This is a genomic window from Paenibacillus azoreducens, from assembly GCF_021654775.1.
GTDB classification, from domain to species: Bacteria; Bacillota; Bacilli; order Paenibacillales; family Paenibacillaceae; genus Paenibacillus_AQ; species Paenibacillus_AQ azoreducens.
On record NZ_AP025343.1, the window covers coordinates 5,159,440 to 5,185,683 of the forward strand.

A 26,244-nucleotide genomic window follows, 5' to 3' on the forward strand; every position below is an offset into this window, starting at 1 on the left:
AACATTATGTTAAACCTATGTTAATTTAGTATTTTCATTATGTAAAAAAGCTAATATAGTATTGATTAGTATGTGGAGAGGGAAAAATTTACATACTCACGAAAGGAGTCAGAATGCTCGACTTTACCATACGTTCAAAACCTAAGACACCAGTCATCGCAGTATTTGTTTTGCTGATGCTGAAACTTTTGCTTCTACGCTATTTTTTCTTCCACGGGATCATGTGGAGCCGCATCGCAGTGGATGCTGCGTCGCTTGTCGTGCTCCTTTCCCTAATCGAGCTCATCACACCTTCCAAAGCGAAAGGAATCGTGTATTGGATATTCAATTTGCTGTGCTCGTTTATCTTTTTTGCATCGGCACTGTACTTCCAGCACTTCAATACCGTGCCGACCTACACCGCCCTGTTCGAGTTAAAGCAGGTGGGACAGATCAAAAGCAGCGTGCAATCCACGATTGAACCGGCAAACTATCTCTTTTTTGTCGACGTCGTTGTGATTGCTCTGGCGTGGGCGATCAGTAAACTGATAAAACGCAAATTCAGCATGTCCACGCCGCTGCGCAAAAGATGGCCGGCTGTACTTGGCGTCATCGCTCTGGCGGTATCCATCTTTTTCATCCGTCAGGACCGCATGATCACCAATGAAGTGCTTCAGGCGGAGCATCTTGGTTTCTTTAATTACCAGGTCGCTGCCGGGCTCAGAGCCAAAGAGGAAGCGGCAGTCGTCGCATTTGGCAATATCGAAGAAACCGTGGACAAAATCAATACCCAGGAAAAAAACTTTAATTACCAGGATCAACTGCAGAAGAAACCGAAGTTTTTCGGAGCGGCCAAAGGCAAAAATGTAATCGTGATCCAGATGGAGGCTTTTCAGAATTTTCCGATCCATCTGTCCGTCGACAATCAGGAACTGACCCCTGTGCTGAATGGTCTGGCCAAGGATAGCTTTTATTTCCCGCGGGTATTCCAGCAGATTGGACAAGGCAACACCTCCGATGCCGAGTTTATGAGCAACACGTCGATCTATCCGACGGCAACGGTCGCCATGTCTACCGGTTACGGTGATCGCGAGCTGCCAAGCATGCCGCGCCTGCTTGAGAAACGAAATTACGAAGCGGATACGTTCCATGTGAACGACGTCAAGTTTTGGGATCGGAACAAGCTGTATCCCGCTTTGAATTTCACCAATTACTACGATAAACCTTATTATAAAAACGATCATTTTAATGAATTTGGAGCTTCCGATGAGGAGTTATACAAATTCGGCATTGAAACTTTGTCCAAGCTGCATCAGGAACATAAACCGTTTTATGCGCAGTTTATTACCGTATCAAGCCATTTCCCGTTCAATGTGCCGGAAGACCGGATGAAAATAACGATTCCGGATTCCCTAAAAGACACGCAGCTCGGCAATTATCTGGCGGCTGTCAATTATACGGATTATGCGATCGGAACTTTGATTGACCAGCTGAAGCAAAACGGAATGTGGGACGATACCGTGCTCGTCATTTATGGCGACCATTTCGGCCTGCAGCCGCAGGACAACGATCCGGAAATGGTCAGTCAGGCGCTCGGCATCAAATATGATCCGCGGGTCACACGTTTTAATATTCCGCTCATTATCCATGTGCCCGGTGTGCAAGGCCAGGAAGTGAAGCGGGTCGGCGGACAGGTAGACATTATGCCGACGCTTGCCAACCTGCTTGGAATCTCGCTGAAAGACGAGAATTTCACCGCTTTCGGCCATGACCTGCTTAACATCGATCACAACATCATAGGCAGCCGTTATTATTTGCCGAGCGGTTCCTTCTTTAATGATGAAATCATGTACGTCCCGGGCAAAACGTTTGAGGAAGGCGACGCGGTCAATCTGGACACGCTGGATCCTGTCGAAGACTTCTCCAAATACCGTAAAGATTATGATTACAACTTGGCGCAGATGAAACTTTCGGACGAATACGTCAAGCTTCTGCCTAAACGATAATGAGTATGGCAAAATAACCCCGCAAAGAGTATTGGAAAGAAGTCCGGGCGCCTCTCACAGAGGGATGCGAAGCAAAAGTACGGAGTGACGTATAGCCTTCGAAGATTATTCCGATTACTTTTCGGGGCCCCCGGATATTACAAAAAGCCTCAAGCTCCCTTGCGGGATGCCTGAGGCTTTTTTGATCCAATACCTGCCGCAGTATGCTGTTTTCGAAGCATGTACCCCGCACCTTGCTCTTTTCCCGCGAATGGCGAACTGCCGCTGAATATCTTTAGGTTCAAGCCTCCGCCGCCACGATCAGCGCGATTCCTTTGTCCTTTAGCAGCCTGGCGTCCTCGGCATCGATGTGGCCGTCAGTGATAACGGTGCCGATCTCTTCCCATCCGGCCACATGCGTAAAAGCTTGCGTTCCGATCTTGCTGGCATCGGCCAAAAGATACACGGCAGCCGCCTGCTTGATCAATTTATGCTTCACCATGGCCTGCAATTCATTCGACTCGCTGATGCCCCGCTCGGGATGCACTCCTTTGCAGGAAACAAAAGCCTTGTCGACATAATACGCTTCCAGACTGCGTTCGGCCATCGGTCCGACATAAGAAAGGGATCTGGGCGCCAAAATGCCTCCAGTCGATATCACTTCGATTTTTTCCTTGGCGGACAGCTCAAGCGCGACCTTGATGGAGTTCGTCAGCACCGTAAGCGGTATATCCGGCAAAATGGAGGCCATGTACCAGGCCGTCGAGCTGGCGTCCAGCGCGATCCGGTCGTACGGCTCAATCAAAGCGACCGCTGCTTTTGCGATCCGCATCTTCTCATCGCGATGTATCACTTCCCGCTCGAAATACGGAATTTCGGCCTGCGTCTCCTTGACGCTGACAGCCCCGCCGTGGCTGCGCCGCAGCTTGCCCTGCTGCTCCAACCGGTCCAGATCGCGGCGGATCGTCTCTTCGGTCACTCCGCACAGCTCGCTCAATTCGGATACCCGGATGCTTCCTCTCTCGTTGACGAGATCCACGATTTTATCGTATCTTTCCGCAACTAACATAGCTACCCTCTTTCATCGCCGGCCGTTTATGCGCCGGTATAAGAACATTATATGAAAAACACGGATCGACGTAAATTCTTGGGAGACAGACCGCTTTCAGTTGATATTTTTCATGCGATAACAGGAAGTATCGTACCCTGCTGATTGATCATTCTGTTATCTAATGAAAAACACGGATCGACGTAAATTCTCACTCATCCCACGATCAAAGCGTAAGCGACGCCGGGTCCGTGTACGCCGATTGTCAGGTCGTTTTCGATATCCGATGACCGGCTTGGGCCTGATATGAAGTGCACGCCGGCCGGGAACCGTTCTGCGCGGACTGTGGCGATGCGGCTCATGGCCTCTCCGAGACGGGTGTACATGCGGTCCGCCGGAACAATGGCCAGCAAAATGTTAGGCAGCAGCGTGACCGAACGTCCTTTTTGCGCCGAAGAAGCGGCGACGATCGTGCCGGTGTAAGCCACCGCATAGTCGGCAAGCGCAATCCCGGCTGATGCTCTCTCACAAATCCGCAAGGAACCTTCCGGATCGCTCCCTTCCCAGACATGATGCTTCATCTCCGGCAAGCAGCCGTCCAGTTTCAGCTGCTCAAGCTCCGGCAGGTTTTGCCGGATGGTGGACTCAGCATTTTGCGCTTTGAGAATCGATGCGATCACCTCCGGAAGCTCGGAGAACGAGGACACCCTCTCCGCGAATCCGCCAACGGCCTGCCAGGCATCTGAGAAACGGGCGATGCGCTCCTCCCGGCCCAGTTCATAAGAAGTCCAGAAATCAGGCGCTCCCCGAAACGGATGCACCGGAGCAGGGCTGACGGCGGAACGCCCCAACCTGCCTGCGATATTTCCGATAAAGGCCTTCTCAGCTTCCAGCGACTCCCGATTCAACCTCGCCAGAAACGCGGGATCGGATTTGCTCATGTTCGATGCCCTCCTTGCGCCCGTCCCCGGACAATCTCTTCCATCCGCGACTTGATTTCTTCATCCATAGGTTTAAACGACTTCTCGGCTGCGGCGGATACCTCTGTCCACTGCTCCCTGAACGAACGCGCGGGCAACGCCGGCAGATGGCGGTATGCGGTCCATCCCCCCAGCGGGCCGATGCGTGATTTGATATAACCATCGCGCACCAGCAGCTTTTGCCCGATTCGCCCTGCCTTGACCGCCCGCTTAAGCCGTGTATGGCTTCCCATCAGCAGCTTGAAGCCCTTCATGGCCATTTTCTCTCCGGACGCGGCGGCGCCCCGCTCCACCTTGCGGTTTCGCAGGTAAACAAGCATATCGTGAAGAGGAATTTTGACCGGGCAGGCTTCATAACAGGCGCCGCAAAGGCTTGATGCGTTGGCGATGTCATGCCATTGCTGTACGTTGCTGTTCAGCGCAGGTGTAAGCACGGCGCCAATCGGACCGCTGTACGTTCCGGGGTAGGAGTGCCCGCCGATATGCCGGTATACCGGACAAGCATTCAGGCAAGCGCCGCACCGGATGCAGTTCAGCAGCTCTTGAAATTCCGGGTCTCCAAGCTGCAGCGAACGCCCGTTATCCACGATGATGAGATGCATTTCCTCCGGACCGTCCCCGTCCTCCATGCGTCTCGGTCCCGTGATGCCGGACATGTAAACCGTTAGCCGCTGGCCCGTTGCCGATCGCGGCAAGAGCGTAGCCATCACCTCCAGATCATCCCAGCTCGGGATAATCCGCTCCATGCCCATAAGCGTGATCTGGGTTTTCGGAACCGTGCTGACCATGCGGGCATTGCCTTCATTTTCAAAAATAACGATGCTGCCTGTTTCGGCAATTCCGAAATTGCATCCGGTCAGGCCGATATCCGCTTCCAGAAACCGGTCCCGCAGCTTGCGCCTTGCAAAACCGGCCAACACCTTCGTCTCCGGCGCCAGCGTTTCCCCCGCCTCCTTGGACAGCAGGTCCGCGATTTGCTGCCGGTTTTTGTGAATGGCCGGAATGATGATATGGGATGGCGGTTCATCTGCCAACTGGATGATGTATTCGCCAAGATCGCTTTCGATCGACTCGATTCCGATCTTTTGAAAGGCTTCATTGATATGAACCTCTTCCGACACCATCGATTTGGATTTCACCACTGTTTTCGCGCCCTTGTGCTTGGCGATTTCGATCGCGATCCGGGCGGCGTCTTTCGCCTGCGGAGCAAAATGCACATGTACGCCCTGCGCGCGGGCGTTCGCAATAAACCGGCTCAAATAATAATCCAGATGCGCCACTGTATGGGCCCGGATCTGCCGCCCCCGTTCCCGCCATTCCTCCCAGTTGCCATGTTCTGCCGCCGCCGCTAGTTTGCTGTTTTTCAGCCTTTCCGTCGTAAATTTGACCGCACCGGTCAAAAATTCATCCTTAAGGGCCGACTTTGCTCGTTCCTTGACGTTAGACCCCTGCGGTTTGCTCACGGTTTCTCACTCCCTCGTACAGCAATTCGGCCAAATGCATCACCCGGACCGGCTTGCCCCGGAATTTCAGGTTGCCGCCAATGTTGAGCAAACAGCCCATATCCAGCCCAACGAGTACTTCGGCTTCCGTTTCGAGTACATGCGTGCTTTTTTCTTCCACCATCGCTCCGGAAATCTCGCTCATCTTGATGGCGAACGTCCCGCCAAAACCGCAGCAGTCCTCAGCATACGGCAGCGGCACATATTCCATCCCTTCGATACGGCTCATCAGCTGCATCGGCTCTTCCTCAATCCCCAAAAGCCGCGTACCGTGGCAGGATGGATGATATGTCACCTTATGCGGGAAATACGCCCCGACATCCGTCACGCCAAGCACCTGAACAAGGAATTGGGTGAATTCATAGGTTTTCTCTTTTAAGCGGTTGCTTTGTTCAAGCAGCTTGGCGTCGTGTTCAAACAATCTCGGATAATAATGATGAATCATGCCGGCACAGGATCCCGAAGGCACAATGACAAAATCGCTGTCGGCAAACGCTTCCAATATAGTTTTGGCCGCCGCCCGCGCTTCATCCCAATAGCCGCTGTTAAACGCAGGCTGCCCGCAGCAGGTCTGCACTTCCGGGAAATGCAGGCGGACGCCGCAGCGTGCCAGCAATTGCGTCATGGCTTCCCCGATTGGCGGAAACATCGCATCGCTGATGCAGGTAATAAAAAGCGACACTTTCATGCCGAGACTCTCCTCCTTTGCCTACAAACGAATAAAGCGGTAGGAACAACCAATCCCCGTAAGCCTGAACGCGGCTCCTCCCGCATTAGCATAACGGGGAATCGGTTCCCTTCCCGACCACACGCATGTAATCTTCCCATAACGCAATCCATCGCATGTGATAAATTGATGATTACAAGCTTTTGAACCCCTGAATCAACGCGTAAAAGCTGCCGGTACGCCGCCGTCGATCGTCAGCATGCAGCCGGTCGTCTTTTCGGCTTTCGACGAAGCGAAAAAGGCGATGCCTTCAGCCACGTCCTTCGGATAAATGTTGACCAGAAGCGTCGTTCTTTTGCGGTAATGCTCCTCCAACTGATCCGGTTCAATGCCGTATGCAGCAGCACGTTCATTACGCCAACCGGAATTCCAAATCGCCGAACCCTGCAAAATGGCATCTGGCAAAATCGTGTTGACGCGGATGCCATGCTCTCCGCCCTCGGCGGCGATGCAGCGGGCCAGATGAGCTTCGAGTGCTTTAACCGAGCTGTAAGCCGCCGCGTTTTTGCCAGCGTATACGGAATTTTTCGAAGCGACAAAAATCATGCTGCCCCCAAGTTCCTGCTCCTTCATCAGCTTGAATGCTTCCCGCGCCACGAGGAAATAACCTGTGCCCAGCACGTTCATGTTCAGGTTCCATTCCTTCAGCGAGGTCTCTTCAAACGGACTGGATGTCGCCAGGCCCGCATTGTTAACGATGATGTCCACCCCGCCATAAGTCAAAGCGGTTTCGGCCAACGCCGCAGCCACCATTTCTTCGCTGGTCACATCCATTTTCACGGCCTTGGCCCGGCCTTCGCCGTATTTAGCGTTGATGTCGGAAGCGACTTTCTCGGCTCCTTCTAAGTTCAGATCAGCCAGAACCACATGAGCCCCTTCGGATACGAGGCGGCGCGCCGTTTCGCTTCCTATGCCGCCTGCGCCGCCGGTAATAAAGGCAATCTTGCGGGAAAATTCCGCTTCGGCAGGTGCGAGCGTCAGCTTGTAAAGCTCCAGCGGCCAATATTCCACATTGTAGGATTCATTTTCGTTCAGCGATACAAATTCGCCAAGGGCCGTGGAGCCCTTCATAACGGCGATAGCACGGTGGTATAACGCGCCGCTGACGCCAGCCATCGCCAGGCTTTTTCCCGTGTTGACCATGCCGATGCCCGGAATGAGGATGACGCGCGGCGCCGCCTCGAACATCACGTCCCCGTCTTGTTTATTACGCTCGAAATATGCTTGATATTCAGCTTTATATGCCGCGATACCTGTACGTACAGCTTCTTTGAGCGCAGCCGTCCCTGCGGACGGAGTCCAATCCACGAATAGCGGAACGCGCTTCGTATGTACCAGATGGTCCGGACAAGCTGCGCCGACTTGGGAAAGCTCCTTTGCATTTTTGCTGTTCACGAACTCAAGCACATCATCCCCGTCGTCATACATGCAGATCATTTTCTTGGCATCGCTGACAGCGCCCCGGATCATGGGCATCACTTCAGCGAGGATGGATTTACGCTGCTCCTCTGCAAGCGTTTCCGTTTGACTGCCGCCGAAAACCTGGCCCTCTTGAATCCGGCTGTTGATATACTGTTCCGCTTTCTGAATCATGGCAATTGTCTGGTTATAGCAAGCCTCCGAAGTTTCTCCCCATGTGACCAAACCATGCTTTTCCATCAGCACCAGCTGGGCATTCGGATTGCTGCGGACCCCTTCGGCGATCATTTTGGACAATGTGAAGCCTGGACGGATATAAGGAACCCACACGAAGGCGTCGCCGTAGATTTCTTTGGCGATTTCCCGGCCGTTATCCGCGCAGCAAAGGCTGATAATCGCGTCCGGATGGGTATGATCCACATGCGGAAACGGCAGGAAAGCATGCAGCAGCGTTTCAATCGAAGCTCTCGGATGTTTGCTGTCGATCATGCAGTGGGACAGATAAGCGACCATTTCCTCGTCCGGCATTTCGTCCCGCCCGATAAGCGGCTTGATATCCTCCAATCGGAGTCCTGTAAAATGCTGCGCCTTCATCGTGGCCAAATCCGAACCGCTGCCTTTGACCCACATCACTTCCACGTCACGGCCGCGGAAATCTTTTTCTACGGTTTTCAGCGATGTATTGCCCCCGCCCCAATTGCATACGCTTCGGTCGCTGCCGATCAGATTGGAGCGGTACACTAGTTCTTCCACTCCGGCTTTCTGCTTCGATGCTTCTTCGTTATTCCAAAGATTTTGAACCATGATGACGCCTCCCGAATAATTTTGTTTTTGTTTGTTTATATTTGAATTTCTTAAATTATATCAGATTGTTTTTTGTTTTTGCACTATTATTTTTGTTTATGACTGAAAAAATGAAGTGAAACTGTCTATCGGCACACTCACAGAGACAGACCACGCTTAGCAGCACTTTTTCTTGCGATATAAGGGCGCAGGAACCCCCGAAGTTTCCTTATATCTAAAATAGCGAAACCGGCAGTAATGCCGGCTTCGCTCTATGCAAACGATATTTTTCAATCTCCTTGTCATGCTTGTGTATCTATATATTATTTTACAGTGTACCGCTCTTCGATTTTAAAATATTTCCATATCAAAACGGCCAGACCCCAAATGAGCAGAAAACTGGCGACTAGGAAATAACCCAAATTATCGAAGTCGATGGAAGCGATCACATTCCATATGCCCCCGGATAAATGAAGCTTGTCCGTCGTGATTTGCGCCAATTCGATCATCCCGACCGCCAACGCAGCAACGACGGAAAGCGCGGTGACTACCAGATTGTAATAGACTTTCCGCACCGGTCTGTCATTTGCCCAAGCATAACTTTTGGTCATCATGATGCCATCCAGCGTATCGAATAAACTCATGCCTGCGGCGAACAAAATAGGCAAAGAAATGATTCCAAGCACGGGAAGATTATGATTCGCCGCACCTGCCGACATGGTCAGAAGAGAAATTTCCGTCGCCGTGTCGAAACCTAAACCGAACAGAAATCCAATCGGATAGATATGCCAGCTTCGGGTAACCACCTTAAAAAGCGACCCCAAGTAACGGGTGAAAAATCCCTTTGCCTCGAACATTTTTTCGAGTTCCGATTCGTTTATTTTTTCTACTTTCATTTTCCGGAACATATTCCAAAGCTGAATAAACAGCATTAAATTGATAATCGCCAAAAATACCAGGAAAACGCCCGATACTGCAGCTCCGATGATACCGCCGATATCCTGCATGCTGGACATGTATTTGGCGACGAACTTTACCGATACCGCAGTTAATACAGCCAGTAAAAAAACGACTGTGGAGTGTCCGAGCGAAAAATAAAAACCGACGCCCCTGGGATCCTTCTTTTGCGCAACCAGCTTGCGGACCGTATTGTCGATCGCGGCAATATGATCAATATCGAATGCATGGCGAAGTCCAAATACGTAAGCCGCGATCCCCATTCCAATAAAGGTTGGATGAGTCGGCACGACAGTGGACAATGCCGCGATGCCGATGATATGAATGATCACAACGGCCAGCATATAGCGATTCCAAATAAAGCCCATTTTCTCTCCCCCATCCGTCCAAAGCATTGAATCGATTTTAATATAAAAAATGACTCTAAACTGAAATTAGCTCTTGATATTATGCCGAGTTGACCGCTGCGGCTCCGGATCCTAAAGATTTTAGTATTTTCTAAGAAAACTTGGGGTAGTGTTAAAAAACGACTGATTGATCAGTCTATGACACTGCGCATAAATTCTCTCAATGGTTTGAGTCGAGTTTGCCAGTACGCGCACAATCAGCCCGGATACAGGCAGCAAGGATAGGCCGATCCGGTATTCCTGGGTATCCTCATATATCTCATGGTACAGCCGATCCAGAAAATCCTGATTCACCTGTTCCGAAATCACGATCATAGATCCGAGATGCGAATAACCTTCCATAATGCCGAGAGAGGACATATGCTGCGCAGCAGGATTCAATTTAATATGATCATAAACCGCCAATTCGCCATCCACATAAATCTCATTGGTTAACTGAAGCAGATCATAGCTAAATTGAACTCCGTCGGGAGACCACCCCGAAGTAATGATTTCTGAATAAAGAAGATTGGCCCCCTTATCCATTCGAATCACCGTTTTTTGTTTATACCGCGCGTCTTTATATCCAATGATCGGATCCGTTATATATTCGAGATAGCTGCCGTTCTTCAGCCAAATTTCAATTTCTTGGTAGGCGGGTTTCTTCGGCGTCTTGTATATTTTGGTTGCCGATTGCGTCGTTAATGTCATCCGCGCCCCTTCCTCCAATGAAACCTGCATCTGATAGCGGTCTCCGTCCAAATAACCTCCGCCGGGATTCAGAATATAGTAACACGCCTGCCCCGAATCATCGTGATAGACCGGCCGCATCACTTTAAACGCGCCTTGGAAATACACGTTTCTCGCGACGGTTTTCCCGCTTCTCTCCTCGGCATTCAGCCGCAGAATCCCAGTCCAGTCTTCCATCTATTCCAGATCCTTTAAGAACGCATTCTTTTTGACCCAGTCGATGACTTGGTCCAAACCTTTGTTATCCTTCAAATTGGTGAACACAAACGGTTTATTCCCGCGGAAAACCTTCGTATCCGATTCCATGACTTCCAGGCTTGCTCCGACGTAAGGCGCCAGATCGGTTTTGTTGATAATGAACAGGTCCGATTTAATCATGCCTTGTCCGCCTTTGCGCGGGATTTTTTCCCCTTGCGCCACATCGATAATATAGATCGAGAAATCAACCAGTTCGGGACTGAAAGTGGCTGCAAGATTGTCTCCGCCGCTTTCCACGAAAATGAGCTGAACATCCGGATGCCGCCCGATCAGCTCGTCGATTGCGGCAAAATTCATCGAAGCATCTTCGCGGATGGCCGTATGCGGGCATCCGCCGGTTTCAACGCCGATAATCCGGTCTACGGGCAGAACTCCGTTCTCCATCAGAAATTTGGCGTCTTCTTTGGTATAAATGTCATTCGTGACGACGGCCATGCTGATTTCCCCCTCCATATGACGGGTTAATTTCTCGACAAGCATCGTTTTTCCGGCTCCGACCGGTCCGCCGATTCCGATTTTAATGGGTCCCATAATTCACACGCTTCTTTCTGTATGATAGTTAATTAAGGCTCAATATAGAAATCGGTTCTTGATATTATGCGAGGTAAGCGCTACGGTTACGGATCGTTCTTCCGATCGCTGTTGCTCGCAGATTTCTTTGATTTTATTCTATAGTAGAAATCTGCTCACAAAGGCGACCGCTATCGCTTCTTCAGATCGATTCCGTCCCCTCCGCCACTTTCGCTCTTTTTCAAGCACTAATTATGAGGTTGAGCCTCATTAAGACATGAAAATCCGAATATTGACGTGTTCATGTTTCATTTGCGATAATTCCAGACCTGGCGATACGATCCCGAAGTCGTTCTCATCCAATTGGCCGATTAGTTCCGCGGCGCTTACCAATACATTCTGAAATTGTTGAAGCACCTTCTGCCCGGCCGTTTGGCCTAGCGGAATTGCGCGCACCGCATTTTGAACCAGGCTGGTGACGACCGAATACAAATAATATAAAAGGGTAGTCCTCTCGGAAACGCCGAGATGATACCCGGCCATTGTGAACACAATGGCCGGATGCCCAAAACTCAGCTTTGCTTTGATCCGCTTTTTGTACATGGAGAAAACAGGAGCCTCGTACAAGGATTGCACGAGATTCAACATCCGTTCTCCCATCTTTTGCGTGCCTTCCCTCGTTTCGCGGGGCAAGTTTTGAACAAACAGCATCCGGTCCAGCTTCCATACGGTGTCCATATCCCCATCCCGCAGTGCATGAAATGCAAGGCGGGACGCAAGCCCGTCCGAATAGACAAGCTGTTCATGGATATAAGTGTCAAGCCATTCGGCAAATGTAGCCTGATCCCTTACCAGATCTTCCTGAATATAAGTTTCCAGCCCGTAAGAATGGCTGAAAGCCCCGGTGGGAAAGTTGGAATCGCATAGCTGGAATAAGGCTAGAACCTGTTTATCCATGGCTGTGGCCGATATGGCGGAATGCCTGCTTCACTTTCCGCTCCTCCCTTGCATGAGGAATATGTAGCTGCACCAACAGTTCCTCAACAAGATAATCGTATTGAACGAGCATTTCGTCTCTTTCAAATTGGGCGGGCAGATGCCGGTTGCCTAATTGATGCGCGATGTTGCCCATTTCCTGCAGGCTGCGCGGACGGATCACGAGTAAATCGTCAGAGTGAACATCCACGATGATCATGTTTTTGTCATCCATGTACAACACGTCGCCTGCTACGAGATCGCGCTGCTGCTTCAAACGGATGCCGATTTCATTGCCATGGTCTGTCGTCACCCGTTGGATCCGTTTTACGAGATCGGCGCTTTCCAGGTATACTTTTTCGATATGGCGCTTTCCGATCTCTTCCCTGTCCAAATGTTCGATATTTGCAATAATCTCCTCGATAATCATCGGCTTCACCTCAAAATAAGAAATAGCGCTGCCCCATCGGCACTTTGCTCACAGGCTCGCAGGTCATTAATTCCCCGTTGACCCGGACCTCGTACGTTTGCGGATCAACGGTGATCTCAGGCGTTTCAAAATTAAGCTTCATATCTTTTTTCGTTAATGTCCGAATGCCGCGCACAGGCAAAATGATTTTTTCCAAGCCCAGCTGCTCGTGAACTTTATTGTCATAAGCGGATTGCGAAATAAAAGTGATGGAGCTTTGGGAAAGTGCTTTCCCGTATTGCCCGTACATCGGACGGTAAATGACCGGCTGCGGCGTCGGAATGGATGCGTTCGCATCCCCCATCAAGCTTTGGGCGACCATCCCGTTTTTGATAATCATTTCAGGTTTCACCCCGAAAAATGCAGGTGACCAAATGACCAGGTCGGCGATTTTTCCGACTTCAACGGAACCGACATATTCGGAAATTCCATGAGTAATGGCTGGATTGATCGTATATTTGGCCACGTAACGTTTGGCACGGTTATTATCGGAGAGCTCGCTGTCGCCTGAAAGCGTTCCCCGCTGCTTTTTCATCTTGTCGGCCGTCTGCCATGTGCGCAAAATGACTTCGCCGATGCGGCCCATCGCCTGCGCGTCCGAGCTGACCATGCTGAATACGCCCATATCTTGGAGAATGTCTTCGGCGGCTATCGTTTCGCGCCGGATACGGGAATCCGCAAAAGCAAGATCCTCGGGTATGGATGGATTCAAGTGGTGGCATACCATCAGCATATCCAAATGTTCATCGATCGTATTGATCGTGTACGGCAGCGTCGGATTGGTAGACGACGGCAGAACATTCATATAGCTGGCCGATTTGATCAGGTCGGGAGCATGTCCTCCCCCAGCTCCTTCCGTATGGTACATGTGGATTACCCGGCCTTTGATCGCAGCCATGGTGTTCTCCATAAAGCCGCCTTCATTTAGCGTATCGGCATGAACCGCTACTTGCACATCATACTTGTCGGCCACGCTTAGAGCGTGATCAAGCGCCGACGCGGTTGCTCCCCAGTCTTCATGGACCTTCAGTCCGATCGCTCCGGCCCGCACCTGCTCGGCAAGCGGTTCTTCGGCTGCAGCTTGTCCTTTTCCGGTGAATCCGACATTAATCGGCATCCCTTCCGCTGCCTGCAGCATGCGATGAATATTCCATTCTCCCGGAGTTACCGTTGTCGCTTTCGAACCCGCGGCAGGGCCTGTCCCTCCGCCGATCAGAGTCGTCAGGCCCGAAGAAAGCGCCGTCTCGATCTGTCCGGGGTTGATAAAATGGACATGCGTATCGATGCCGCCAGCGGTGACAATCATGCCTTCCCCTGCGATAATTTCCGTTGCAGCGCCGATGATGATGTCCACATGATCCATTACCAAAGGATTCCCCGCTTTGCCGATCCCCGCGATTTTCCCGTCCCGGATTCCAATATCCGCTTTGTAAATGCCTGTATAATCCAAAATAACCGCATTGGTAATCACAACATCCGGAATGCCGTCTCCGCGGGTTACAAGCGGATGCTGGCCCATGCCGTCGCGGATCACTTTTCCTCCGCCAAAAACGACCTCATCGCCATATGAAGTAAAGTCCTTTTCAATCCGGATGATGATATCCGTATCCGCCAAACGGATCGAATCTCCGGTCGTCGGCCCATACATTTGCGAATATTGACTTCTGGACATTTTAAAGCTCATGATTGACACCCGCCTTCCACAGATCCATCCGTTTTGTTGTTAAATCCATAAACCCGACGTTCACCCGCAAAATCAACCAGTTCCACTTCTTTTTCATCACCAGGTTCAAAACGGACCGCGGCGCCCGCAGGGACATTCAAATGTTTTCCAAATCCGCCCTGCCGGTCGAAAATAAGGGCTTCATTGACTTCATAAAAGTGAAAATGCGATCCGACTTGCACAGGACGGTCACCGGTATTTTTAACGGTTAATTTCGACACGGTTTTGCCGGCGTTGCAAATAATATCTTCCTTCTGCAAAAAGATTTGCCCAGGTATCATTAAACTCCCTCCCATCGGTTCAGATTTATCGTATCGGATGATGTACCGTCACCAGTTTCGTGCCGTCCGGAAAGGTGGCTTCAACCTGGATATCGTGTATCATCTCGGGAACGCCTTCCATAACGTCATCGCGTGACAAAATGGCAGCGCCGTATTCCATTAATTCCGCAACCGTCTTACCGTCCCGGGCTCCTTCGAGTACTTCATAGGTTATAAGTGCAACGGCTTCGGGATGGTTCAACTGAAGTCCCCTTTCCTTTCTGCGCTTGGCGAGATCTGCAGCAACAACGATGAGAAGTTTATCTATCTCACGGGGTAGCAATTGCATGAAATTAGCCTCCTTTGGTTTTACGAAACCTGTTCTGCACTGAAGAGAATGAATCGAATCGCTTGGTATGCACCCTCTTTCTGATTTTGATATGTTTCGATTCTCAGCAAAATAATGTCAGAAATAAAAGGCGTAAAATCAGTGTTTTCGGCTACAAGTTCTGTTGTGCTCTAGTAATTGACGATTGATCCTCTCTGAAGCTAATATATCATGTATATACATATGTAACAACTTATATAAGTAATCTATGACATATATATTCTATTTATATATATGAAGATTGGCGAATCTTTCGCCTACCATTCCACAAGCGGAGAAAAGGAGGTTTATTAGGTTTATTCCTGATCGTATCTTACTTCACAGAAAGAAGGGCTTATTGATGAAACAAGGCAACCCGCAACAACAGCATGAAAACATGTTTTTTTCTTTGGTCACTGCTGCTCTCAAAGGAATCTCCCAAGTCATTTTGATTGAAAATGCCATCAGCGGGCTCCTGATTCTAATTGCACTTCTGATATCATCCATTCCGGTGGGGATCATCGCATTTCTGTCAGCATTGATTGCCGTATGTATGGGCCGCTTTGGCGGAGCTGACAAAACGCTCGTCAACCAAGGATTGCTTGCCTACAATTCGGTATTAACCGGCATTGTGCTGGCCTTGAATTTTACAGGGGGACAGCGCTGGGTCATCGCTCTGGCCGGAGCTGCGATCACGACGCTGCTAACCGCAGCCATGATGCATTGGATGCGAAACTCCGGCACGCCGATTTTCACATTTCCGTTCATTATCGTTAGCTGGTTTCTTTTGCTCGCTTCTTACCGTCTGGGAACATTCCAGCTCCATCCCGGACTTGTTCCGCAAGATCTTTCCCAATGGAGGCTGCATCAGGGAGGAACCGTCGATTGGATCAACGGACTGGTCGATGGAGTTGGACAGGTCTTTTTACAGGACAGCATGTGGTCCGGAATTTTGATTCTTGCCGGAGTGTTCTGGGCGAGCCGCAAACTGGGTTTTTATGCCATCATTGGTTCTGCCGCGGCTTGGCTCGCCGCTTACGGTTTGGGGGGAGAAACAGCTCTGCTGAATGCGGGTCTTTACGAATATAACGCCGTATTGACCATCCTCGCTGTAGGTGCGATTTTTGATGCCAAAAGCCGATGGGCACCCGTGTCAGGTCTCGTCGCTGCCATTGTTTCCGTACCGATGACCGCTAGCTTTGACTCCTGGCTGCTGCCCTATGGGCTGCCGGCGCTAACCATGCCCTTTGTTGTATGCTCATGGGTGTTTATTGCCGCCAGAAAGGTTATCCCCAAGCTCTAATGAGGCTGCCTTAAAGCGGTATGTAAAAATGCCAAAAGCCCCGAAAAATCGGGGCTTCATGCATATACTCAAAGATTGTTTAGGCGGGAACCGCGCGCTGCGGCCCCCTTTGCCTACGCTAAGTAGAACACCTGCTCTAAGTCTTTTGCAACGGGACTATTGTCCGGGTTCGATTTCATAATGGGTGCCATATAAGCCCACCATTTTTTGCAAATGTCCGTTTCTGCGATTTTATCGTAAGCGGCTTTGTTTTCAACTTCTAAATAAGCAAATAGCGTATCGGTTTCACGATCCAGGAAAATCGAATAATTGGAAGCGCCGTGTTCCTTCAAAGCTTCCTCCATTTCAGGCCAAAGCTCATCATGGCGTTTTTGATATTCAGCCTGTTTACCCGGATATAAATACATCACGGATGCGATTCTTTCCATCATTATGCCTCCTAATGGATTTCAATGAGGTTTGCCACTTGCGAAGCCTACTATCTTTTTAGCAATACGTTTTTTTCATATGATTTGACCTCTTTGAACCAGTCAAACCCAACGGGCACGCTGTTGATTTCACAGAAATAATTCCAAACATCACTGTAAGGGAAATCTTTCAGCTCTTCGGTAATGACCATTCGCGAAGTAAAGTCGTTTTCCAGTTCCAATTTCTTAAGTTCCGCAGTAGGTTCCAAGAAAGCTTTAAGAAAAGCTTTTTGTGTGTTGCGCGTGCCAACCACCCATGCCGCCACGCGGTTGATCGTTGCATCAAAGAAGTCAAGCCCGATATGGGTATGCGGGAGAAGATCATTACGGACCAGTTCGCGCCCGATTTCTACCAGTTCATCATCCATCAACACAACATGGTCGCTATCCCAGCGAACCGGCCGGCTTACATGCAGCATCATGCCTTTGCCAAACAACGCCAGCGAAGACAGTTTGCCCGATATCATTTCCGTCGGATGGAAGTGTCCGGCATCAAGGCAAATTAATTTGCCCCGCGTAATGCCGTAACCCATGTAAAATTCATGCGATCCGACCGTATACGCTTCGGCGCCCAAACCGAAAAGCTTGCTTTCGACGGCTTCCCGCGTATATTTTTCATCCAATTTCTCCGCAAAAATTTCGTCCAAAGCTTCCATCAAGCGTTTGCGCGGCGTGAAACGGTCGATCGGGTTATCTTTCATGCCATCGGGAACCCAGAAGTTATTAATGCTTGTTTGGCCGAGCTCCCTCCCGAAATATTCCGCGATTTTGCGGGTGCGTTTGCCGTGTTCTACCCAGAAATCACGGACTTCTTTGTCGGGAGAAGCCAGGGTGTAATTATCTTTAAACATGGGGTGAGAAAAGAAAGTGGGGTTAAAATCAAGTCCCAGCCCTTGTTCCCTGGCCCATTCAACCCATGGAGCAAAATGTTTGGGTTCAATTTCATTTAAATCGACTTTTTCATCCGTATCGACGTAAATCGCATGCAAGTTCAATTTATGTTTGCCAGGGATTAAGGAAAAGGCTTTTTCAAGATCGGCGCGCAGTTCTTTGGGCGTACGCGCCGCACCTGGATAATTGCCTGTAGCCATAATGCCGCCGGTCAATTCACCGTCAGGGTTCATAAACCCTTTTACATCGTCACCTTGCCAGCAGTGTACCGAAATTTTGACTCCCTTTAATTTTTCAAGCGCATGGTCTGTATCCACCCCGATGGCTGCATACCGTTCTTTTGCTGCTTGATAACGTTGTTCCACTTTGCTCATGTTGTCGACCTCCCAAGTTTATTTGTTGCGGATGATTTTGTCATATTTCTCAAACACGCTTGCCGATTCGATTTTTTGCGGTTTATATTCCTTGATGTCAAAAGAATTTCGAACCAAGTCGCGCGCTTGATCCACGTCCTTGATTTCGCGTTCCGTGATCATTTGGACACTCAAGTTTCCGACCGCTGTCGCTTCAGCAGGGCCTGCATAAACAGTGACGCCGGCCAGATTTGCTGTAAGCTGATTGAGAATCGCGACACTGCTGCCGCCGCCGACGATATAGAGCGCCTCAATATCCCGCTTAGTAATCCGCTTCATTTTTTCAAGTTCTTTAGCATAGCGCAGCGCCAGACTTCCATATACACAGTTTGTCAGCTCGCCAATGGATTCCGGAACATCCTGCCCCGTTTCCCGGCAGTAATTTTGAATCTCCGTAATCATATGCACCGGATGATTAAAACGCGGATCATTCACATCAATGATTTGTTTGAAAAATGGATATTGGTTTGCTTGGTCAGCCATTTCTGAAAAACTGAGCCGGGAATCCGAATTTCTTGCGATTTCTTGAACAATCCAAAGTCCCATGATGTTTTTTAAGAAGCGATACGTACCATATGCGCCCCATTCATTGGTGTAGTTTTCTTCGAATGCCATTCGCCCGGTATTGGGGGCTGTTAATTCCATCCCAATCAGCGACCAGGTGCCGCTGCTTAGGAATGCCCAATTCTTGCCTTTGGCCGGAGTACCCACAACGGCAGATGCTGTATCGTGAGTGGCCACCGTAATAACGCGACAAGCAGGGATATCGTATTTTTCATGCCACTTTGGTTTCATTTCCCCCAAATAAGTTCCTGCATCGGTCAATTCGGCAAATTGGCAAGGATCAATATCTAAATGCATTAATAAATCCTTATCGAAGAGCCGTTCCCGCAAATTCAGCATTTGCGTCGTGGAAGCGTTGGTTGTTTCGGCGGCTTTTTTTCCAGTAAGAACATATCCAATATAGTCGGGAATCAGCAAAATTTTGTCCGCCTGTTTGATGAGTTCTTGGTCTTCCGCGTACAATTGATAAAGCGTGTTTAGCTCCAAAAACTGAATCCCGGTTTTCTGGTAGATATCATCCTTTTGAATTTCAGATGTCAGCTCGGCAATTTTATTTTGCGTCCGGCTGTCCCTATAGCTGATCGGGTCCGCCAATTTTTCGCCGCCCGGAGCGACCAGAACGTAATCGACGGCCCATGTATCAATCCCAAGCGTGCATTCCGTGACGCCTTCTTGTTTTAATTTTTCGAGCCCTGCGAATATTTCGTGAATCAGCCCGTCAATCTCCCATCGATCATGCCCATCCCGAAAGGTAAAACCATTTTTAAAACGGTGCACCTCACGCAGATTCAGCTTGCCTTCCACCAAATTTCCAAGAATCATCCGCCCGCTGGATGCGCCAATGTCAACCGCGACGTAATTTCTCACATCAATCACTTTCCTTTAAAAAGTTGAACATTCACTTGAAATAAGCAATATCCTGATTGGCTGCCGATTCTAGATTGCCGTAACGCTCTTTCGTAATCTCATCCAAAGTGCGGCCGCGGGTGTTTGGCGTCCAAGCAACTCCGATAAGAAGCGAAATCGCAAGAAGAATAATCATAATGGTTCCAGCTACGGTGAAACCAAGGTTTGCAAGGATCACCGGGAAGATAATCGACCAAATTCCGGCACTGCCGCGAACGAGGAAGAACATAATCCCTTGCACCCCGCCGCGATATTGCGTCGGAAAAAGTTCGGTAGACCAAAGCGCATAAAACGCTTGCGCGCCGATTCCTGCCGAAATCCCCCATAGAATAACGAATGTCCAAAGACCTGCCCAAGACATGCCGACATAAGTAAGGACAATCCAGGATGCAACAGCCATTGCCGCGCCAGCAAGAAACAACCAGCGATGACTTACGCGGTCGCCGAATTTTGCAAAGCCGTAATAAGTTGCTGCTGCCGTTAAAATCCAAAGCACGGCTTGAAGCAAGTTTGCCTGCGTATTGGTCAGCCCGCCAACCGTTTCATATACGAACGGCATGAAAAATCCCATTGCTCCGGCGACCAGATTCCAGAACATATACACGCCAACAAGGAATAAAATCGATTTAACATTTACAATATTGGAAAAAGCATGTTTGAAAGGGTGGGCAGTTTTTGCGCCGCTTTGTTTAAGCTTGGCTTGCTCTTCTTCCCAGTCCTTGGATTCATCAAGCCGGCGCTGCAAAGTCCAAGCTACAACCGCCACAATGAGTAGAGACAAGAAAAGTAAGCGGTTGCCTAAAAGGCCTAACGGAGAAACGATAATGCCTAAAGTAAAGATGATTGCGGGTCCGCAAGACCAAGCAAATTGGGAAATGCCGATGTTTCTCGCCCTGGTTTTTGGATCTGCCATTTCAGAAATATAAGTCCATGACGCCGGAACCCCGGCTCCTACAGATAAACCGGTAACTAAAAATCCGATTAACAGCATCGGGAAATTCATCGCAAGCATAATAATAGCCACGCCGAGAATATAAACGAGCATGTTATAGGTGTAGATAAATTTGCGTCCAAACTTATCGGCCAAATGCCCCCCAATCAATGCCCCAAAAGCTGAACCGAATGCATTCGCACTTACTGCTCCAAGCAAACCTACCGCAAAACTATCAAGGCCAAACTCCGCAGCCCATAAAGTTAAGCCGCTTGCACCTGCAACAATACAACCTGAGTCCAAATAATTCGTAAGTGATACCGCAAAGGTTCCTTTTTTTCCTTCACTTACATTACCGCTCACAACTAACCCTCCTTCATATTCTTGTTAAGCGCTTACTCCTAATATATGACCGGATGATTGCGTTTACAATAACGTGAAATTATAATAAAAGTAACAAATTTACAGGTCGTGATCATATGGATGAAGATATAAAAAGAGAGCTTTACCGTTTAAACAACATGGAAAAAATCCAAAAAGTAACAGGTCAATTTATCATGGATCATCCCAAGAAATCATTTTCCGAGGAAAATGGAAACATGAAATTGCTGAACGAGTATTTTTTCAAAAACAAGGATATTTATGTCAGCAAACATAATCGATACGCGGAGTATCCTTACCATTCGCATCAATTTCTTGAGTTAAACTACATGCTTCAGGGAGAATGTCGACAAATCATCGAAGGAAAGGAGGAAATGCTGCAGGAAGGCGAGTTGCTTTTACTCGACAGCGGCTGCCGCCATTTGATTAAAGCAACCGGCGATCATGATATTTTAATCAACATTTTATTCCGCGATCAAAACATCAACTTGGAATGGCTTACGGGGATCAAAAAGAAAAACAGTCTTGTGTATGATTTTCTGCTCAATTCAACCGTTGCCGGCAATCGAATGAAAAAATACATCATTTTTAAAAGCGCTAACATTCCGCATATCCGGCAAATTTTAGAACAAATTATTACTGAATATTTTCGGGACGAGGAATTTTCGACCAAAATTATTACGCTTTATCTGCCGATCTTATTCACCGAACTTGTCCGTAAATGCGATACCTATTTATCCGATGAAGTCAAAAACCTGCACTCCGAGACAAACAATGTCGCGCTGAACACGCTGCAGCTCATCGAGCAGGATTACCGCGATATTACATTAAGCTCGGCGGCGGAAAAATTAGGCTACAACAAAAATTATTTAAGCAATGTCATTAAAAAGAAAACCGGGTCCACGTTCACGGAACTCGTCAACAAGCAAAAAATCTTGGCCGCCAATCTGCTCATTGAATCGACCAGCATGCCAATAAATGACATTATTGAACAAGTCGGCTTTCAAAATAAAACCTATTTTTATTCGCTTTATAAAAAAGAGCATCAGATGCTGCCGCTGCAAAAGCGTGCAGGTATTTAATCTCCATCAGCTATCGGTTCATGGCGCTGAAAAAATGCAAATAGCCCCGACTTTTCGGGGCTTCGCGTGCTATAACATGATGTCCCTCCCCTTGGACCAGCGGGAGCCTTTTGCTTGTTGGACCGGAGATTTCTGCTTCGAAGCGGAAAGACGATCATTACGGATTACCTTTCGGAAATGTAATTTCGCGATCTATACCTGCCAAACTCTGTAAGATGACGGCAGCTTTTGGACCAAGGAGGTTGGGCGGCGTTTCACGGGTGTTTTGTGTGAAACAATGGCGGTAAGGGCCAGGGACATCACTATTATTGTATAGATTTAAGGTTACAGACATGACAAATCTTTTCGCTAATTATTCAACGTGCCTTCTCGCGCATCATCCATCCGCCTGCCGCCGGTTCGGTCCGGGCTTGGGGAGTATCCGTTTTATCCTGCTCCGGCTTCACAGCGAACAAGGTCAGCAGGCCTCCAACAGCGCTTATAGCAGCCATCACGCCAAACAGCACCCAATGATTGGTTTTCATTAGAAGCGACACCGCTGGCGGCCCCAGCGATACTCCGATAAACCTCATGCTGCTGTATAAAGATGTAATGGTACCCCTCTGTTTTTGCTCAATGCCTTCCGTAATCAGCGCATCCATGCAAGGCAGAGCCATGCCGATTCCGGCGCCGCACAACGAAAAAAACGAAATCACAAAAACAATCTGGCTGCTGAAGCCGGTAATGATCAGGCATAAGGTCAGAAGCCCCATCCCAGCGAATCCCGTCCATTTCATCCGCTTTTTGTGTTTGCCGATCCATTTGCCTGCGGCATAGGAAGCCAAGCAAAGCACGGCCAGCGGAATCGCCAGCACCAAACCTTTGATGACCCCATGCAGATTGTACTCCATTTCAAGCGTTTCGGATAAATAAAAAAGCACCCCGAATAAAATAAACATGCTGATCCCGCCGACGGCAAAAATGGCATACAGCCATCTTCCTTTTTCCCGCAAAATGTTTCGGGTGTCGGCAAGAAATTGCCTGATGGTCATATCGCCGCTGTTTTTCTTCTTGGGAGCTTTGACAAAAATAAGAACCAGCAGCAAAGATAATACGCACAGCACCGGTATGGCCAGGAACGGCAAATACCAAAGCACAATCGCTAACGCCGCTCCGAGAATAGGACTTAACACCTTGCCGAAGGTGTTGGAGGTTTCAATGATCCCCAGACTTTTGCTGACGTCATCTTCCTCCTTGAACATGTCCCCCACCAGCGGAAGCACAATGGGAAAAGCTCCGGCAGCGCCGATGCCCTGAAGAAGCCTTCCTGCGAGTATGATCCAGTAAGTCGTCATTCCGCTGGACATCCAGGCAGCCGCTCCCGATACCGCTCCGCCTGCGGCGGCAATGGCCAAACTGGGGACAATGACCACCTTCCGCCCGAATCGGTCGGATAAATATCCGGCGATGGGAATTAATAAAATGGCTACTATAGCATAAACGGTAATGAGCATGCTGACTTGAAAAGGACCGACATGCAGCTGCTGGGAAATAAGCGGCAAAATGGGGATGAGCATCGAATTGCCCAGCGTCATGATCAAGGGGATGGATGCAAGCGCAGCAAGGTCCCATTTTTTGTCTTCCATGACAAAACCACCTTTGTTCTTCGATAATAGCTCGTTATATTGTGGTTTCTTTTGCCCCTTACTATACAGACATTGTCAGTCAATCATTTCCCTGATCGTAGTGCCGGGTTTCCGCACTGTCTCTTATAGCCCTCCAAATACAGGAAACCCCGGAAACTCAAAGTCTCCGGAGGCTCATGGCTAAGGCTGCACTATATATTTTTCTTCGCCCGTATCCCGAATAAACCGGCAAGGCGTACCCAGACTATGGATATGCAGCAGATGCATCGCGCGCGTACACACGGTATAAAACAGCTTCCGTTCCGACTCCCTGAAATATGAATTTTCCGAAGCGTCATAAATGACCACTGCATCAAACTCCACGCCTTTAGCCAGATAAGACGGAATCACCAACGTGCCTGTTACGAACGATGGGGTCGTCTTGCTGATTTTTTTGAGAGGAAGCTCATCCTTAAGCGAATCGTAAACCTGCTCGCATTCCTCTGCCGTTTTGCAAATAATAGCCGTATGTTCGTATCCCTGCCCGTTAAGATGCCGGATATCCTCCACAATGCCGCGATGCAGTTTCTCCCTGCTGTCGGCAAGTTGGATAAGAGGTTTTTCGCCTGAGCGGTTAAACGGTATGATCGACTCGCCTCCCGGCATCATGCCGCGCGTGAAATCAACGATTTCCAGTGTGGAACGGTAGCTGCGGGTTAGAGAAACGACTTCGGTATCCTCCGCCCCATAGAGCTGCGTCAGCGACTCCAAACTGCCTCCCAGCGCATTCGTATGCGCGTAGATCCCCTGGTTCAAATCCCCAAGCGCCGTCATGCGGGCACGCGGAAAAATCCTTTTTACATATTCAAGCTGGAATGGAGAATAATCCTGAACCTCATCAATGAAAACATGACGTATGACATTATTAACCCGGAAACCTTTCACAAGATCCTCCAAATAGAGATAAGGAGTCACATCCTCATAGGCCAGTTTTCCCTCCTGTATCATGCTCACCGTCTGCCTGCTTGCCTCATCCCATTCATCCGGAATTCCGGCTTCACCGCTGACGCGCAGGAACAGTTCCCGATTGGTAAAGAGCTCTATATACATCGCTTTAACATCCACAAACCTCTTCCGCTTAATCCATTTGCGTACAGGTTTCAACCACTCGTTTACAACCATTTTGGCCAGCAGGCTGCGCTCACGTTCATAATCGTCAAAACCGGCATCTTTCCCGGTCTGCTTGCGGCGCATCCGTGTATAGGCCTTTTGGTATTCATCCGGGTCCAGCAATTCGATTTGATCATCGACCCATGAAGCCGTGCGTTCGTTTTTGGCAAACCGGGCCAGCTCTTTGAGAAGCCAATCCCGCATCAGCTCGACCCGATTCGCCAGCCGCACCGCCGGATCAAAACTGTAGAACTTCTCCAGCATAACCTCCTCCGACACGATCAGACGCCCCTTGAAACGAACGGGTTTGAATTTCATGCCGGTCTGCTCCAAATCATCCTTGTACCTGCGGATCGTCTCCAGAAAATGCGTTGAAGATTTATAGCCGATCGATGCCCGCTTAACCTTTAACCACGGACCATCCTCTGCTTTCAAAATCGACTCCAGCTGCGAAAAAACATCCTCCAGGTCAAACTCCCTGCTCAAGCGGTGCTCCAGGTAAGCCTGAAAAGTGGTTTGCAGCATATTATCTTCACCGAGTTCAGGCAGCACGGATGAAACATAGCTGTTGAACATCGGATTCGGTGAGAAAAGGATGATTTGGTCCGCTTTTAACGTCTCGCGGTATTTATAAAGCAAATACGCAACCCGCTGCAGCGCGGCCGACGTTTTACCGCTGCCCGCTGCTCCCTGCACGACCAGCATCCTGCTTTTATCGTTGCGGATGACTGCATTTTGTTCCTTTTGGATGGTTGCCACGATGCTTTTCATTTGATGATCCGAGGAATGACTGAGCACTTGCTGCAGCAGCTCGTCGCCGATTGTCACGCCGGTGTCGAACATCGCTTTGATGTGGCCATCCCTGATGGCAAACTGGCGTTTCAGTTCCATCGTCCCGCCAATCTCTCCGCTCGGCGTCTGATAGGACGCGGGACCGGGAGCTCCATCATAATATAGGCTGGATACCGGGGCCCGCCAGTCGTAAATCAAAAAGGTTTCCTGATCATCGTCCAGAAAAGAAGCGATGCCCAGATAAATTTGTTCTGTCCGTTCGTCCCCGTTTTCCTTAAAATCAATCCGTCCGAAATAAGGCGATTTGGACAAAAGCTTCAACTTCTTTAAAGTCTCCGAGGATTGCAAATGCGCACGTTCCCGTTCGGACAATACTTGGGATTGCTGACGCAAGCTGGTGGACGTCTCCCCTAGGTCATCGGCGCTGCTGAAGTTTACTCTGACTTCATCCCAGAAATCCTTCCGCAGCTCAACCACATCGCTCCGGACAACGCCTACTTCCGCTTCCAGCGCTCCTTTGCGCACGGCGATTTTTTCAGTTACCTGATCCACCCGCCGCTGCTCGTGCTGCCACTGCTGATCGTTTAAATCCATGCCCGTCTTCATCCCCTTTTAATATTTGACAATTCCTTTCCAAGATGGTATAATAGAAAAGGAATTAT

The 26,244-nt window shown here is 49.3% G+C and carries 22 protein-coding genes; 3 read left to right on the forward strand and 19 right to left on the reverse strand.

Annotated features, from left to right (window positions below; all coding sequences use genetic code 11):
- Positions 1-113 precede the first annotated feature (113 nt).
- The gene (locus L6442_RS22955) at positions 114-1,985 is read left to right on the forward strand and encodes an LTA synthase family protein (RefSeq protein WP_212978828.1); all 1,872 of its coding nucleotides are present in this window, start codon (positions 114-116) and stop codon (positions 1,983-1,985) included.
- 280 nt (positions 1,986-2,265) lie between these two features.
- Here L6442_RS22955 and L6442_RS22960 read toward each other — a convergent pair whose 3' ends face one another.
- The 13 genes from L6442_RS22960 to L6442_RS23020 form a co-directional block, all read right to left on the reverse strand.
- Entirely contained in the window at positions 2,266-3,033 is a 768-nt protein-coding gene (locus tag L6442_RS22960) for a DeoR/GlpR family DNA-binding transcription regulator (protein WP_194231103.1), read from the reverse strand.
- A 194-nt stretch (positions 3,034-3,227) separates the two neighbouring features.
- Positions 3,228-3,953: a LutC/YkgG family protein gene (locus tag L6442_RS22965; RefSeq protein ID WP_212978829.1), complete on the reverse strand. Its 726-nt coding sequence runs from the start codon at positions 3,951-3,953 to the stop codon at positions 3,228-3,230.
- Positions 3,950-5,455, reverse strand: coding sequence for a LutB/LldF family L-lactate oxidation iron-sulfur protein (locus tag L6442_RS22970; RefSeq protein WP_212978830.1), 1,506 nt, complete (start codon positions 5,453-5,455; stop codon positions 3,950-3,952). Before L6442_RS22970 ends, L6442_RS22965 begins: the two co-directional genes overlap by 4 nt.
- On the reverse strand, positions 5,433-6,182 hold the full coding sequence (locus L6442_RS22975) for a (Fe-S)-binding protein (protein ID WP_212978831.1): 750 nt from the start codon (positions 6,180-6,182) through the stop codon (positions 5,433-5,435). The genes L6442_RS22970 and L6442_RS22975 overlap by 23 nt, the downstream gene beginning before the upstream one ends.
- A gap of 195 nt (positions 6,183-6,377) precedes the next feature.
- Complete coding sequence (locus L6442_RS22980; RefSeq protein ID WP_212978832.1) at positions 6,378-8,444, reverse strand: bifunctional aldolase/short-chain dehydrogenase; 2,067 nt, start codon at positions 8,442-8,444, stop codon at positions 6,378-6,380.
- Between the two features lie 302 nt (positions 8,445-8,746).
- Entirely contained in the window at positions 8,747-9,748 is a 1,002-nt protein-coding gene (locus L6442_RS22985; protein WP_212978833.1) for a HoxN/HupN/NixA family nickel/cobalt transporter, read from the reverse strand.
- Positions 9,749-9,868: 120 nt separating this feature from the next.
- Positions 9,869-10,693 carry an urease accessory protein UreD gene (locus L6442_RS22990; RefSeq protein WP_212978834.1) on the reverse strand — a complete coding sequence of 275 codons (825 nt, stop codon included), beginning with the start codon at positions 10,691-10,693 and terminating at the stop codon, positions 9,869-9,871.
- Positions 10,694-11,305 (reverse strand): urease accessory protein UreG, encoded by a 612-nt coding sequence (gene ureG, locus L6442_RS22995; RefSeq protein ID WP_212978835.1) that lies wholly within the window; start codon positions 11,303-11,305, stop codon positions 10,694-10,696.
- A 249-nt stretch (positions 11,306-11,554) separates the two neighbouring features.
- The gene (locus tag L6442_RS23000) at positions 11,555-12,241 is read right to left on the reverse strand and encodes an urease accessory protein UreF (protein ID WP_212978836.1); all 687 of its coding nucleotides are present in this window, start codon (positions 12,239-12,241) and stop codon (positions 11,555-11,557) included.
- Positions 12,234-12,689, reverse strand: a complete 456-nt coding sequence (gene ureE / locus L6442_RS23005) for an urease accessory protein UreE (protein WP_212978837.1) — start codon at positions 12,687-12,689, stop codon at positions 12,234-12,236. The genes L6442_RS23000 and ureE overlap by 8 nt, the downstream gene beginning before the upstream one ends.
- Before the next feature lie 10 nt (positions 12,690-12,699).
- Positions 12,700-14,412, reverse strand: a complete 1,713-nt coding sequence (gene ureC, locus L6442_RS23010; RefSeq protein ID WP_212978838.1) for an urease subunit alpha — start codon at positions 14,410-14,412, stop codon at positions 12,700-12,702.
- The gene (locus L6442_RS23015) at positions 14,409-14,732 is read right to left on the reverse strand and encodes an urease subunit beta (protein WP_212978839.1); all 324 of its coding nucleotides are present in this window, start codon (positions 14,730-14,732) and stop codon (positions 14,409-14,411) included. The genes ureC and L6442_RS23015 overlap by 4 nt, the downstream gene beginning before the upstream one ends.
- A 25-nt stretch (positions 14,733-14,757) precedes the next feature.
- Positions 14,758-15,060, reverse strand: coding sequence for an urease subunit gamma (locus L6442_RS23020; RefSeq protein WP_212978840.1), 303 nt, complete (start codon positions 15,058-15,060; stop codon positions 14,758-14,760).
- Positions 15,061-15,439: 379 nt separating this feature from the next.
- On the opposite strand from L6442_RS23020, the gene L6442_RS23025 reads away from it, so the two are divergent.
- Positions 15,440-16,381: an urea transporter gene (locus L6442_RS23025; RefSeq protein WP_237100051.1), complete on the forward strand. Its 942-nt coding sequence runs from the start codon at positions 15,440-15,442 to the stop codon at positions 16,379-16,381.
- 113 nt (positions 16,382-16,494) lie between these two features.
- On the opposite strand, the gene rhaM is transcribed toward L6442_RS23025, so the two are convergent.
- Genes rhaM through L6442_RS23045 form a run of 4 tightly spaced genes read right to left on the reverse strand, consistent with a single transcriptional unit; the run spans position 16,495 to position 20,916 of the window.
- Positions 16,495-16,809, reverse strand: a complete 315-nt coding sequence (rhaM, locus tag L6442_RS23030) for an L-rhamnose mutarotase (protein ID WP_212978870.1) — start codon at positions 16,807-16,809, stop codon at positions 16,495-16,497.
- A gap of 50 nt (positions 16,810-16,859) precedes the next feature.
- Positions 16,860-18,113 carry an L-rhamnose isomerase gene (gene rhaA, locus L6442_RS23035; RefSeq protein ID WP_212978841.1) on the reverse strand — a complete coding sequence of 418 codons (1,254 nt, stop codon included), beginning with the start codon at positions 18,111-18,113 and terminating at the stop codon, positions 16,860-16,862.
- A gap of 18 nt (positions 18,114-18,131) precedes the next feature.
- Complete coding sequence (gene rhaB / locus L6442_RS23040) at positions 18,132-19,583, reverse strand: rhamnulokinase (RefSeq protein ID WP_212978842.1); 1,452 nt, start codon at positions 19,581-19,583, stop codon at positions 18,132-18,134.
- 31 nt (positions 19,584-19,614) lie between these two features.
- Positions 19,615-20,916 (reverse strand): MFS transporter, encoded by a 1,302-nt coding sequence (locus L6442_RS23045; protein ID WP_212978843.1) that lies wholly within the window; start codon positions 20,914-20,916, stop codon positions 19,615-19,617.
- A 116-nt stretch (positions 20,917-21,032) separates the two neighbouring features.
- Here L6442_RS23045 and L6442_RS23050 point away from each other — a divergent pair, with 116 nt between their 5' ends.
- Positions 21,033-22,016, forward strand: coding sequence for an AraC family transcriptional regulator (locus tag L6442_RS23050; RefSeq protein ID WP_212978844.1), 984 nt, complete (start codon positions 21,033-21,035; stop codon positions 22,014-22,016).
- A 356-nt stretch (positions 22,017-22,372) separates the two neighbouring features.
- Here the strand turns inward: L6442_RS23050 and L6442_RS23055 are convergent, their stop codons facing one another.
- Positions 22,373-23,641 carry a bacillibactin exporter BcbE gene (locus tag L6442_RS23055; RefSeq protein ID WP_212978845.1) on the reverse strand — a complete coding sequence of 423 codons (1,269 nt, stop codon included), beginning with the start codon at positions 23,639-23,641 and terminating at the stop codon, positions 22,373-22,375.
- Between the two features lie 180 nt (positions 23,642-23,821).
- Positions 23,822-26,176, reverse strand: coding sequence for an RNA polymerase recycling motor HelD (gene helD / locus L6442_RS23060; protein ID WP_212978846.1), 2,355 nt, complete (start codon positions 26,174-26,176; stop codon positions 23,822-23,824).
- Between the last annotated feature and the right edge of the window lie 68 nt (positions 26,177-26,244).